Genomic DNA, 13,155 nt, shown 5'->3' with positions numbered 1-13,155 from the left:
GTGTTCCCCGACGGCGCGGGCCGTTTTCATGGTGTGTGAGGAGAAAGCGTGACCGAGGCGACGGAGAACGCACAGGAGAATGTCGAGAAGACCCGGCGCCCGAGGTCGCTGGGGCGCAGAGTGCTCGGCGGTCTGGGAGAGATCGCGGTCATCGTCGTCGGTGCCCTGATCATCTCGACGTTGCTGCGGAGCTTCGTCGCCCAGATGTTCGTGATTCCCAGTGGCTCCATGGAGAACACCCTCCAGATCGGGGATCGTGTCCTGGTGTCCAAGTTCGGTGGTTTCCAGCGCGGTGACGTGGTGGTCTTCGCCGATCCGGGAACCTGGCTGCCGGCGACCGAGAAGGAGTCCACCCCGGTGGAGCAGGCGTTGGAGTTCGTCGGCGTGCTTCCCAACTCCGGTGAGGAGTACCTCATCAAGCGTGTGATCGGGATGCCCGGGGACCGGGTCAAGTGTTGCACCGCCGAAGGGGCGGTCTCGGTCAACGGGGTGGCGCTCGACGAGTCCAGCTACCTCTACACCGAGTCCGGGGTGCAGGTGGCCCCCTCCAGCGTGACCTTCGACGTCGTGGTACCGAAGGACCACGTGTTCGTCATGGGCGATCATCGGAACTCCTCCGCGGACTCCAGGTGTCGCCTGGAACAGGCAGGGCCGGACGGAAACCAAGGATCGGCGGCCTTCGTTCCCACGAACAAGGTGGTGGGGGCGGCCGTGTCCGTCGTCGCGCCACTCGACCGGCTGGCGACGTTCCGAGTGCCACAGACCTACAGCACAGTTCCGGCCCCCGAGGACTCACCACCGGACAAGGCCATCATCATCGAGGCGCCACCCGGGTGCTGAATCCGGACGACTACGAGGCGCTGCTGGGACAGGTCGGTCTGGTCCCCGTGGCGGGAGTCGACGAGGCCGGACGAGGGGCATGTGCTGGCCCCCTCGTCGCGGCAGCGGTGATCCTCGATCCGGCGAACCCGATCCCCGGTCTGGATGACTCCAAGAGACTGTCCACCAAGCGGCGGGAGCAGCTCCACGCATTGATCCTCGAACGCGCCCTGGCGGTGTCCTGGGTGCGGGTGGAACCGGCCGAGTGTGACGCCCTGGGGATGCACGAGGCCGACATCCAGGGGATGCGGCGTGCCGTCGCAAGACTTGCGGTTCGTCCTGCCTTCGTCCTCACCGACGGGTTCCCCGTCGACGGGCTCGGGGTGCCTGGGCTCGGGATGTGGAAGGGGGACAAGGTGGCGGCCTGCGTCAGCGCGGCATCCATCGTCGCGAAGGTGACCAGGGACGCCATCATGGTGGCCCATGACGCCGACCACCCCGGCTACGGGTTGGCCGGGCACAAGGGGTACTGCACCCAGGCCCATCTGCAGGCACTGGCAGAGCTCGGCCCGAGTGACATCCACCGGATGAGCTACTCGTGTGCCGCGGATGCGGCCAAGGGGTCTGTTAATGTCGATCCGGGCAGCGGTGCGGCGGATCAGGTGATCCGAACCGTCGGCACCGTGCACGAGACGCCCTCGCGCTGACCGCGCACCGACACGAACGTCCAGAGTGGAGGCACCATGAGCGCCGAAGACCTTGAGCAGTACGAGAGCAAGCTGGAGCTTGACCTCTACCACGAGTACAAGGACGTCGTCAGCATCTTCAACTACGCGGTGGAGACGGAGCGACGTTTCTACCTCTGCAATGCGGTCGACCTGAAGGTCCGCACCGAGGGTGGTGACGTGTACTACGAGGTGTCGATGGGGGATGCCTGGGTGTGGGACATGTACCGTCCGGCCCGATTCGTGAAGTCCGCCAAGGTCCTGACCTTCCGCGACGTCTCCATCGAGGAGATCGCCCACTCCGACTTCCAGGTGCCGGACCAGAGCTGAGGCGGGCACCTGGAGGTCGGCATGGCGGCTCAGACCGGGAGGTGGCGTGCCCAGAACGCCATCACCGCCTCGAAACGCTGGCGCCGGTGCCACGGTGTGCCGGTCCGGGTCAGTTCGTGGTTCTCGCCGGGGAAGACCAGCATCTCGGCCTCGACGCCGGCCTGCTTCAGCAGGGCGTGGTACTGCAACCCCTGGTGCAGCGGGCAACGCAGGTCCTGTTCGGAGTGGATCACCAGCGTCGGGGTCCGAACCCGGTGGGCGTGGCTCATCGGGGACTGCCGGTCCGCTTCGGCTCGGTCGTAGCTGGTGTACTCCTGGGGGAAGAACCAGCCGATGTCGGAGGAGCCGATGAAGCTCCAGGTGTCGAGGAAGCCACGCTCCACGATGGCCCCGGAGAAGCGGTGGTCGTGGGCGATGATCCAGGCGGTCAGGTAGCCGCCGTAGGAGCCGCCCATGATCCCCAGTCGGGCTCGGTCCAGGGTGGGGTCGTGATCCAGGCAGTGGTCGAGGAAGGCCAGGACATCGGCCATGTCCAGGTTGCCCATGTCACCCTTGATGGCACGACCGTGTTCCGTGCCGTAGCCCCAGGAGCCTCGTGGATTGCACATCACCACGGCGTACCCTGCAGCGACGGCGACCTGTGCCTCGTCGAAGAAGGTGCGCCGGTAGGCGTGGTAGGGGCCGCCGTGGATCATGAGCAGCACCGGGTGTGGACCGTTGCCCGAGGGTTTCAGCAGCCAGCCGTGGACGGCGTGGCCGTCAGGTGCGAGAGCCTCCAGCTCCTTCGGCAGCACCACCTCGGGCATCGCCGCCGAGAAGTCGGTGAGGACATCCCAGGCGCCCTCGCGCAGCACGGCGAGCTCTCCGGTGCTCGTTGCGCTGGTGACGGTCGCGATCACGGTGTCGCCAGCGGTGGCGACGGCCTCGACGTCCCAGGTGGGATCCGTGACGGTGGTGCTCTGTTCGGGCCCGACGACCACGGCGTGCTGGGAGCCACGATGCGCCACAGGAACGATCACCCGGCCACCGGGCAAGGGAGCGGGGGCGCCCGCGACGGTGACGTCGAGGAGCTCACGTGTCGGGTTCCCGGACAGCCAGACGGTGTCGTGATGGCCGACGAAGTCCAACCCCGCCCCGACCCGGGCAGCGGCGAGGTAGAGGTGTTCACCCGAGCGCGTCGCGGCGGAGGTGGCCAGCCCGAGCCCGGCGGTCAGGGACTCAGGGGCAGACCCTGGGCGCAGCCGCCACAGCTCGGTCTCGAGGGTGTCGTCCCCCTTGAGATTGGCCGAGGCCAGCACTGACCCGTCGGCGTCGAAGATGGGCGATGACCAGTCCACGTCCCCGTCGGTGAGCTGCACCGGCTCCGGGAACCGGGCGGGCACCTCGACGCCGTGGGCCTTGCCCTGGCCGCGCGCCTCGAGGACCGGTTCCGCGTGCGGGTCCGGGACCTGGACGGTGAACACCTGGGCAGGGCGGTCACGGAACCAGCCGAGCCCGTTGTGACGGGTCTGGAAGTCGCTGAAGGCGCGAGGACCCTCATGCCCCGGATCGATGTCCTCGACCGTGCCGTAGCGCCCCTCGGCGGGGACCCGGGAGATGAGGACCAGCTGGCTGGAGTCGTCGGAGAAGTCGAAGGCCGACACCCCGAGTTTCTGGTCGGTGACCTGCACGGCCTCACCGCCCTCGGCCGGGGCGACGAACACCTGCGGGGGAGCGCCGGCCTCGCGTCGCAGGAAGGCCAGGAGGCGTCCGTCGGGGGAGAACCGTGGTGCGGAGTCGTGGTGTCCCCGGGTGATCCGCCGTGCGGGTCCACCGGTCAGGGACACCCGCCACAGCTGCCCCACGTAGTCGTCCACGACGAAGCTGGGGTGGCTCACCGCGACGACGGCGAACTCGCCACTGGGATGCAGGGTGGGGCGGGAGAGGGAATGCAGGAGATCAAGGTGTTCCGGACGCATGACGGACATGCTACTCATCCGGACCTCGCCCGCCCCGGGGCGGACCGGCGCACGGACGGTGGCCCCGAGTCAGGCCGCAGCGGAGGTCACCGGAGGAACTCGTCGGCCAGACGTGCCGCGTACTGCCCCGAGGCGATGGCGCCGTCGGTGGAGGCATTGCCGAACTGGTCGCCGCAGGAGATGACACACCCGCTGCGCGCGGCCAGCTCGCCACCCACGCGTCCGGGCGGCACGGCAGGGAGGGTGTCGGGAACGTCATGGCGGGCGAGCAACCGCCACCCGGTGGTGCTGACACCGAAGATCTCGCCCAGGTGATGTCTGGTGTCCTCCTCGGAGGGATCGTCGTCATCGGTCAGGGTGAGGGCTGCCACCAGGTGCTGACCCGCGGGTGCGTACTCGGGAGCCGCGTTGCTGACCACGCAGGCCGTCGTCACCGGGCCCTGCCCACCGGGGTGATCCCGTCCGTCGACGTGCACGGCCGCGGTCCCGCTGGGCGGATCAGGTGTTGCGAACCAGAAGGTGCGGGTGCCGTGCATCCGGGGAACGGGATCTCTCGTCAGCTCTGCTGAACCGGTGAGGCCAGCGGCGATGATCACGCAACGGGCCTGCAACTCCCGTGTGCCGAGTCGTACTGACCCGGTTGTGGCATCCACACCGGTGACCCGATGGTCCAGGAGCACCTCGAGTCCTTCCGCCATCACGCGTGGCAGGGTGCGCATCCCACCACTGGGCAGTCCCGGGGTCCCGGCCATGAACCTGCCGATCAACCAGGCGGTGTGGTGCCATGACGTGCTCCCGTCCCGTTCACAGACCACGCCGGAGAGGAAGGGGTCGACGACGCTGCGGCGCAGTGGGCCGGTGAAACCGGCCTCGTCGAAGGCCTCCTTGCGGGTCAGGTCCCTGCCCACGAGCCTCGTCAGCAGACGCACGGCCGCCAGGTCAGCCCTGCTGACCAACCCGGACCTCAGCAGGGTGGGCAGCGCCCCGGGGCGACGGGTGGGATCTGCCAGCTCGACCAGACCGGTATCGGTGCGCACCCGTACCGCGCGGGGAAAGGGCCGCAGTCCCAGCCGTCCGAGGTCGACAGCCGTCCTGAGATGTCGGTAGGCGGGATTGAGCACCTGGAAACCGCGGTCGACGAGAAAACCATCCACCTCGGTCGTGGTGATCCGGCCGCCGATGTGATCGGAGGCCTCCAGGACGACCACACGGTGATGTTGCCGCAGGGCCTGTGCTGCGGCGAGCCCGGCGACGATGACGTCCGTGGTGGTACCAGTGGTGTCCATGGGTGCTCCCGGGGTGGTGCGCTGCGGTGCGATGCCTGACGGATCTCGTCGCACTCTACCCTGTTCTGCATGCGTGCTCTTGGATGGATCCTCACCGGCCCATCGGCGATGGCGGTCTGTGTGCTGCTCTACCTCAAGCTGGTCCCTGCTTCCCAGACCTGGCATGAGCTGGCCGTCTACGTGGCCACGTTCATCCCGTTCCTCTGGTTGCCGTGCCTCACGGTGGGCATCGGGCTCATCCTGTTGCTGGTGCGTCGCTGGAAACTCGTCGGGGTCGTGGTGCTGGTCACGGTCCTCGTCGTGTGGGTGCTGCCGTTCGTGCGGCTGGCGGCCCCGGAGGACGCGGGCCGGACGGCTCCCGGGATCGTCGTGTTCTCCCTCAACCTGCAGTTCGGCCGTGCCGACGTGGCCCAGGTGGCGCAGCACATCGACAACGGCGACGCGGATGTGGTGGCCTTCCAGGAGTACACCCCTGACTTCGAGACCAGGCTCCGCGACGCCGGGTTGCTGGACCGTTATCCGTATCGGGTGGGGTCGGCCCGCACCGATGCCGGAGGGACGATGCTGCTCAGCCGAACCCCACTCGAGATCGTGGGCGAGGCCGACACCATCTTCCACAACTTCGTCGCCACCACCACGATCGACGGCGTCGCATGGCACATCGGCGCCATCCACTCCACCCCGCCACAGTTCGGTGCCACACCCTGGGCCCAGGGCGGCACCGAGGTGGCACGACTGGCTGGCCGGTTCAGTCATGAGAACCTGCTCCTGATCGGCGACTTCAACGCCATCACCGACCACTTCCCGATGCGGTTGCTGGGGAGTGTGGGCATGCACCCGAGCGGGGAGAAATGGGTTCCCACCTGGCCGGTGGGGCGACGGATCCCATCCTTTGCGCAGATCGACCACTGTCTGCTGAGCCCGAGCCTCCAGGGACGGGAGACGTCCCACATGGCGGTCACGGGAAGTGATCACAAGGGGATCCTGGTGACCGTCGACGTCATCGGCTGAACGAGTTCGGAGCGGTCCTGTGGACAAACGTTCTTCGGGCCTCCTGCTGCCTGTAATGGGTACAGGAGGCAAACATGAGACAACTCACCAGACCTCATGCGCTGGGCCGCCGGGGCGAGGACCTCGCGGTGCAATGGCTCACCGCGCTGGGGTGGACCGTCATCGACCGGAACTGGCGTTGCCGGGAGGGCGAGCTCGACATCGTCGCCCACGACCCGGTGACCGATCAGCTCGTCTTCGTGGAGGTCAAGACCCGGGCCGGGTTGGGATTCGGTGACCCGCTGGACGCGGTGGCCTGGCGCAAGCAACGCCAACTGAGGCGGCTCTGCATGCTGTGGTTGACCGAACACGGCCTGCGCGCCCCAGCCATCAGGCTCGATGCCATCGGGGTGCTGCTGGAGCCGGGGCAGCAACCCAGGTTCCGTCACGTGAAGGGGATCGAGGGATGATCACCGCTTCAGCATGGTCCGTCGCCCTGATCGGGATCGACGGCGAACCGGTCGAGGTCGAGGTCGCCAAGGGCGGTGGGCTGCCCCGAATCGCCCTGGTCGGTCTGCCCGATGCCGCGCTCACCCAGGCGAAGGAGCGGGTGCGAGCCGCGGTGCTCGGTGCCGGGCTGGACTGGCACTCGGGATTGATCACCATCAACCTGACCCCGGCGAACCTGCCCAAGGCGGGAACCCACTACGACCTGGCGATCGCGGTCGCGCAGCTGGCCGTCACCGGTCAGGTCCCGGCCACCGTCACTCGGCAGCACGTGTTCTGGGGAGAGCTGGGACTCGACGGCCGGGTCCGACGGGTGCCGGGCATCCTGCCGGCGCTCCTGGCCGCCTTCCGTGCGGGTTTCGAGGTGGCCTACGTTCCTGCCAGCCAGGCCGCCGAGGCCGCACTCGTGCCCGGCATCAAGGCGGTCCCGCTGGTCAGTCTGCAGGAGCTGTGTGCCGTGTTGCGTGGCGAGATCGAGGAGACCGAGTGGTCACGCACGGCACCGCCACCCGAGGAGCCCGAGCCCCCGGACAAGGACTTCCGGGACGTCCATGGCCATGCCGCCGGCAGGTGGGCCATGGAGGTGGCCGCTGCCGGCCGGCACCACGTGTTCCTTCACGGTGCCCCGGGTGTGGGGAAGACCATGCTGGCCTCCCGGCTTCCCGGAATCCTCCCGGCACTGGACGGGGACGAGGCCGTCGAGGTCTCGGCCCTCCACTCATTGGCCGGGGAGGACCTCAGCTCAGGCCTGTTGCTCCGACCACCGTACGCCGATCCGCACCACTCCTCGACGGCGGCGGCGATCATCGGTGGTGGGGCCCGAATGGTCAGGCCGGGGGCCATCTCACTGGCCCATCGCGGTGTGCTGTTCCTGGACGAGGCCCCTGAGTTCGGGACCCGGGTGCTCGACAGCCTCCGTACCCCGTTGGAATCCGGGTGGGTCACGATCGGACGGGCCACCGGGCAGGTGCGCTATCCGGCGAGTTTCCAACTGGTGCTGGCCGCCAATCCCTGCCCGTGCGGTTTCTCAGGCGTCGTCGGGAAGGAGTGCACCTGTGCCCCGGTGACGGTGCGGCGCTACCAGGAGCGGATCACCGGCCCGGTGATGGACCGGATCGACATCCGTCACCACATGCTTCCCATCAGACAGAGCATCGTGGTGACCCCGGAGAGCAGCCCGGAGTCCAGCGCCGCCATCGCGGAGCGGGTGGCAGAGGCCCGGGAGCGACAACATCGTCGACTGGCCGCGACCCCGTGGCGCACCAATGGTGAGGTGCCCGGACCGCACCTGCGCCGAGAGCTGCCCCTGCCCGATGACATCTCCCCGTTGGAAAAAGCCCTGGCACGTGGACAGCTGAGCGCCCGAGGGGTGGACAAGGTGCTCCGGCTTGCCTGGACGGTGTCAGACCTCGCGCGTGAGGATCGCATCTCCACGAACTCCCTCCGCATCGCCATGTCGATGCGGCTGGGGACCCTGGGAAAGGCGGCCTGATGGACCAGGAACGGCTCGCCCGCATGGCGCTGTGCGCCCTCAACCAGGTGGCGGATCCCCGATTCACGGCACTGGTGGCCCAGTACGGCCCCGAGGAGGTCTGGCAGACGCTTCGGGGCCAGGGGGAGACGACCTCGCTGGGACGTCGGGCCCTCGCGGTCATCCCGGAGGCACTCGCGGAGGCGACGGAGCTGAGCGGGGCCAGGTTCATCATCCCGGGGGACGACGAGTGGCCTCCCGGGCTCGACCTTCTCGACCAGGCCAGGGTCGGTGACATGGGAGGGAGACCTCTCGGTGTGTGGGTGAGTGGTCCCCTGAGCCCCCCTGCGGTCAACCGCACCATTGCGGTCGTCGGTGCACGGGCCGCCAGTGGGTACGGGATGCACGCGACGCAGGAACTGGCAGCGGGCCTGGCCGAGGCCGGGTGGTGCATCGTCTCGGGCATGGCCTTCGGGATCGATGCGGCCGCCCACCGTGCCGCACTCGCCGTGGGCGGCGACACCATGGCGGTCATGGCGACCGGGATCGATCGGACGTATCCCGCCAGTCATCAGGTGCTGCGGACCCAGATCGAGGCCAGAGGCGCCGTCTGGACGGAAATGCCTCCGGGGCAGCATCCGCTCCGGGGCAGCTTCCTGGCCCGGAATCGCATCATCGCGGCCCTGGGCATCGGTACCGTCGTGGTGGAGGCAGGGCCGCGTTCCGGGGCCAGGAACACCGCTGCCTGGACGGGTGAGCTGGGACGCACCCTGATGGCGGTGCCGGGGCCCATCACCTCCTCCCTGTCGGTGGCCACCCATCACATGATCCGTGACGGCTCGGCCTCTCTGGTGGCCACGGTTGATGACGTCGTCACGCTCCTGGCGCCCCTGGGGACGGTGGATGAGAAGCCCCTGCGCGGCAGACCCGAACCGTTGGAACTGCTCCGCTCCGAGCTGAGGGCCGTCAGGGAGGCAGTGCCCAGTGGCGGGGTGGCCGGGGCAGGGGAGCTGTCGGCCGCCACGGGGATGGCGGTGCCGACGGTGATGGCGGCGGCTGCGGAACTGGTGGAGCTTGGATGGCTGGAGGAGACGCAGGAAGGATGGTGTCTGCCGCGAAGGCCCGGGTGACGGCGACGAGGAGCACGGTGATCAACAGGGTGGGGCGTCGATCAAATCCCTGTGATCCTCCGAGGTCTGCAGGTCGATGAACCCGCGGCTCGTTTGTCCACTGCACCGACGACGATGAAGGGCGCCGCGAAGTCGGCACCCGCCGGGTGGAGCACCACCCGGGAGTCCCGTGGGAGCACCCGGGACTCCTCGGCAGCACGGCCACGCCGGGCAGCAGGGCAGCGGCTCTCGGACGCCACCGTCCGTCGGCCAGCACCGAGGCGCTGACCCCGATCAGCAACAGGTGCAGCCACACTCCCGTCGGATGGGGCAGGACCCCCGGGTGCAGATCGGGAGGAACGCCGCTGCCGGGCTGCCCACCTGCCAGCTGCCCGGCGACGGGTGAGTCCGACACCGATGCCCGTCAGGAGCACCCGGTCCCACCCGGTGGATGAGTGGCAACCAGCCGAGGAGACCGAGAGGCGTGAGCCCCGGTTGTCCATGTCGGAAGGCTAGTCGAGATCCGAGACCCTCCACTGCACCTGACGCCCGATGGTGCCCCACAACAACTCCTGGTTCTCCTGCAGCTCCTTGATCCGGGAGACCACCGAGGCGCGACGTGCGGCGAGACCCAACCGGTTCGCGGTGGGACGGTGCAGCTCACTGGAGGTGAAGTCGTCGATCCCGGCCAGGGAGCGTTCCAGCCGTGCCACCTCCACGTCCCGCAGGGCCGCGACCCGGTCGGCGTACCAGTCCGCTGCCAGCACCGAGTCACGTGAGAAACCGGCACGGAAGGGGGCGTCGTCCAGGGTGAGACCGTCAGCCGTGGTGCCGGTCGCCATGATCTGGAGGAGTGCCCTGACCGGAGGCACCGCCAGCTCCACGGTTCCATCATCGAGATAGGTCTGGGCAACCCGACGATGGGTGGTGGAGATCGTGCGCACCGAGTCGGCGAACACGGCGGGGTCCTGCAGCTCGGGGCGCAACATCTCAGGGGTGAACACCGCGTGGGGGTGCAGGAAGATCCGGCCGAAGTACTTCGAGGCGAACTTCTCGGTCATCCGGTAACCCAGACGGGAGGCGAGGATCAGGTCACCGTCCGCCTCGTAGTCCTGGATGCGCTCCAGACACCCCTCGGCGATCAGGTTGGCCGCGTCCCGTTCCTCGGGGCTCATCCGGGCGAAGACCTCGGGCACCAGCAGGGAGATGTCATGGTCCACACGCACGTGGGGGCCGACGACGCCCGCGCTGGAGAGCCAGCCGTCATACCCCGTCAGGGCGAACGACAGGAAGGCCGCGTTGAGGTCGAAGACGGATGGCAGCGCATTGAACGGGCCCTTCGTCATCGCCCCCTCGGAGCCGGCACCCGTGGTGGAGGGGGACTTGCCGGTCATGGAACTGATGAACTCCATGAACAGCTCAGGCAACTCCATGTAGTGCAGCGGCGAGTAGGCGCACAGCGGTGGCACGGAACCATCGGCGGCATTGTTGCGGCGCCCCGCCGCGACGACGTCGACAGCGAGCTTCAGCGGCCGCGACATCGGCAACTTCCGGTGCAGCCGTGCCGCGAGTTCTGCCGCGGCCAGGCGTTCCGGACCGGCCACATCGGGACGGGTCTGCAGGTAGCGAGGGTTCTTCGAGCGTTTGCCACCCACCACCCGGGTGTGGGCCGAGCTGACCACCCAGGCCGGGGAGGGCGTGTCCTGCTCCGCGAAGTCGCGCAGCAGGTCCTGCATGGGACGGGAGAACTGGCTGAACTCGATGGCATTGTCCACCAGGCCGCGAACCGCCTTGTGGTCCAAGGGTTCGAAGTTCGACAGGAAGGTGCCGGGCTGGGCGATGTCGTACTCGGCCTGCTTGTCGTAGCCGCGGTGCTTCGCGTCGTCGGGGCGCTGGAAGAGCAGGTTCTCGCAGTTCTTCACGAACTTGCGTGAGGTCGCTGCACCGGCGGCCTGGGGTGGGACCACGATGCTCGCGGTGATGTCGTCCTCCGTCTGGATCTTCGATGCGGGGTGGAAGTCGTGTCGGAGCCCGAACAGTCGCCAGGAACCATCGGGGGCGAAGCCGACCCGCAGCATGTTGACGTGGATCTTCTCACCGTCGAGACGCAGGGAACTGCCCTGCCGACCGTTGATGATGCCGACGGTGAAGTGGCTGGCCCAGTCCTCGCCCCACTCGGGTCGGTAGAACCGTTTCACCACGAACACGAGTTCCTTGACGTGGTTCGGGATGGACTCCAGCCAGGCGTTGTAGTCGTCGCTGTAGTCCGACGACGGGGTCAGCAGCTTGATGACGGAACCGACCGAACGCTGGTCCGACAGCACCGGGCGCTGGTCCTGGCCGTGCAGTGAGGGGTCCTTGAACCGGATGGAGAAGTCGTGGTCGAGGATCTCGGTGACCGTGGCCATGTCCTGGTCGAAGTCACGCACGTAGGCGTTGCCGGTGATGAAGGCGTCGGTGATGGCCTTGGAGATCTCGGACTTGCCACCCCCGGAGACCGTCGCGGGCTTGTGGCAGTGGGTGGCGGTCGGGGCGGTGCCGATGAGGGTCCACTGGGCACCGTCGCTGGCCAGGTGACGCAGCTGCACCAGGTAGCCGTCCGGCCCGACGTAGGTACGGTCCGCACGCAAGGGGATGGAGCCCGTGCGGCCATCCTGGTCCCAGGTCACCGACTGGGTGCGCAGGCTGTACGTGGAACGCTCGGGAACCAGGACGAAGTTCGGGTTCTCGCGGTCCAGGGCGTGGCCCTCCGGCTGGGGGATGAAACGCTGCGGATCACGGGCCACCACGTCGGCCAGGGTGTAGCTGGGGTCGGCGTAGTTGTCGGTGAACTGCTGGCCCAGGTTGTAGCAGGGGAAGCAGATGGCTCCTCCCGCGTGTTCCTCCTCCACGAGACCCAGCAGGTTCGCGGCGTAGCTGATCTGGGCCTTGACCTCCTTCTTGCAGTAGCCGAAGTAGTTGTCCGCGATGACGGTGACGATCACGCCGCGCTCATCCCTGGCGCACACCTTGAAGGCCTGGCCGTCGTTGTACAGCTCGTCCGGTGTGCTCCAGCACATCCCGTCTCGACGCTGCCGCGGGGTCGCGTCGTCGTGGTGGGGCAGCCCGAGCTCCTTCTTGGTGAGCCGGGTCAGGTGCGGCGCGAGTATCACGGCACCGGTGTGACCGGTCCAGGCCCGGGGCATCAGTGAGGCGTCATTGTCCGGCAGGTAGGGGTCACCGCCGTTGCCGAAGATCCCCTCCACGAAGTCGAGGTTCGACACGAGGGTACCGGGCGCGAAGAACCGGATCTCCAGGCTGCGTTCCCGGAACTGTCCGGGGACCTCGGGAACCACGACGGGACGGAGCAGCAGCGACACCCAGGCGTTGGCTGGTTCGTCCTGCCCCGCCGTGTAGGGCAGGGTCATGGTGCGGCTCGGCGGGTTGAGGGCGTGCTCCAGGAGACGTCCGTAGACCTCCCGGGGAACGGCCAACTTGTCGTCCTGGATCGGCAGGCCACCCTCGGCGACGTGGAACACCCCCTTGGTGGTGCGGCGGTCGTTGGCCGGGTTGTGGAGAACCCCGTTGGCCAGGCGGTAGCTGGTCAGGTACTCCGAGGCGAAGGTGTCACCGCCGAGAGGCAGTGACAGGACCCGGGCCAGGCCCGGCTGGTCCAGGACGAAGGTCTGGCGGGGCAGCTGCGGTGAGGTTCCGGTGCCCTCCAGATAGGAGTCGAGGAAGGTCTGGATCCGACCGTCGACTGCGGGCAGCCGATGCGAGAGGCGGCGGTTGAGCTCGCGCTGGCGGGCGAGCAGGGGGCGTACGAGTTCGGCCGCGGTCTCGTCCCAGGACGAGGCGGGCACCGGGAGGTCCAGCAGCCGGAGGCGTAGGTTGATGGCGGCGATGTCCGAGGCGGAGGTCATGCCCCAACTATGCTTCACGACCGAACCACTGGAATCCGGGGGTCACATTCCGAGCAGT

Annotated in this window: 10 protein-coding genes; 7 read left to right on the top strand and 3 right to left on the bottom strand. The window is 68.2% G+C overall.

The features are described from left to right. Positions 1–48 precede the first annotated feature (48 nt). Genes lepB through EII34_RS12215 form a run of 3 tightly spaced genes read left to right on the top strand, consistent with a single transcriptional unit; the run spans position 49 to position 1,874 of the window. Positions 49–840 carry a signal peptidase I gene (gene lepB / locus EII34_RS12225; RefSeq protein WP_260425146.1) on the top strand — a complete coding sequence of 264 codons (792 nt, stop codon included), beginning with the start codon at positions 49–51 and terminating at the stop codon, positions 838–840. Beyond that, the gene (locus tag EII34_RS12220) at positions 837–1,526 is read left to right on the top strand and encodes a ribonuclease HII (RefSeq protein WP_124845465.1); all 690 of its coding nucleotides are present in this window, start codon (positions 837–839) and stop codon (positions 1,524–1,526) included. The genes lepB and EII34_RS12220 overlap by 4 nt, the downstream gene beginning before the upstream one ends. A gap of 36 nt (positions 1,527–1,562) precedes the next feature. Then, positions 1,563–1,874 (top strand): DUF2469 domain-containing protein, encoded by a 312-nt coding sequence (locus EII34_RS12215; RefSeq protein WP_124845442.1) that lies wholly within the window; start codon positions 1,563–1,565, stop codon positions 1,872–1,874. Between the two features lie 29 nt (positions 1,875–1,903). Here EII34_RS12215 and EII34_RS12210 read toward each other — a convergent pair whose 3' ends face one another. Both EII34_RS12210 and EII34_RS12205 read right to left on the bottom strand, forming a co-directional pair. After that, the gene (locus tag EII34_RS12210; RefSeq protein ID WP_221620294.1) at positions 1,904–3,832 is read right to left on the bottom strand and encodes an alpha/beta hydrolase family protein; all 1,929 of its coding nucleotides are present in this window, start codon (positions 3,830–3,832) and stop codon (positions 1,904–1,906) included. Positions 3,833–3,918: 86 nt separating this feature from the next. Then, positions 3,919–5,118 (bottom strand): NAD(P)/FAD-dependent oxidoreductase, encoded by a 1,200-nt coding sequence (locus EII34_RS12205; protein ID WP_124845440.1) that lies wholly within the window; start codon positions 5,116–5,118, stop codon positions 3,919–3,921. A 69-nt stretch (positions 5,119–5,187) separates the two neighbouring features. Between EII34_RS12205 and EII34_RS12200 the strand changes: the two genes are divergently transcribed. The 4 genes from EII34_RS12200 (at position 5,188) to dprA (ending at position 9,216) form a co-directional block, all read left to right on the top strand. Continuing rightward, positions 5,188–6,129, top strand: a complete 942-nt coding sequence (locus EII34_RS12200) for an endonuclease/exonuclease/phosphatase family protein (protein WP_124845439.1) — start codon at positions 5,188–5,190, stop codon at positions 6,127–6,129. 74 nt (positions 6,130–6,203) lie between these two features. Further along, positions 6,204–6,578, top strand: a complete 375-nt coding sequence (locus EII34_RS12195; protein ID WP_124845438.1) for a YraN family protein — start codon at positions 6,204–6,206, stop codon at positions 6,576–6,578. Then, entirely contained in the window at positions 6,575–8,107 is a 1,533-nt protein-coding gene (locus tag EII34_RS12190) for a YifB family Mg chelatase-like AAA ATPase (RefSeq protein ID WP_124845437.1), read from the top strand. Before EII34_RS12195 ends, EII34_RS12190 begins: the two co-directional genes overlap by 4 nt. Then, complete coding sequence (gene dprA, locus EII34_RS12185; RefSeq protein ID WP_124845436.1) at positions 8,107–9,216, top strand: DNA-processing protein DprA; 1,110 nt, start codon at positions 8,107–8,109, stop codon at positions 9,214–9,216. Before EII34_RS12190 ends, dprA begins: the two co-directional genes overlap by 1 nt. Positions 9,217–9,707: 491 nt before the next feature. Here the strand turns inward: dprA and EII34_RS12180 are convergent, their stop codons facing one another. Beyond that, complete coding sequence (locus EII34_RS12180; protein ID WP_124845435.1) at positions 9,708–13,097, bottom strand: hypothetical protein; 3,390 nt, start codon at positions 13,095–13,097, stop codon at positions 9,708–9,710. Between the last annotated feature and the right edge of the window lie 58 nt (positions 13,098–13,155).

Origin of the sequence: Arachnia propionica, from assembly GCF_003859805.1 — a bacterium.
Taxonomy (GTDB): domain Bacteria; phylum Actinomycetota; class Actinomycetes; order Propionibacteriales; family Propionibacteriaceae; genus Arachnia; species Arachnia propionica_C.
The sequence above is the reverse complement of the archived record's forward strand: the minus strand, read 5'-3'. Positions and strand labels throughout refer to the sequence as shown.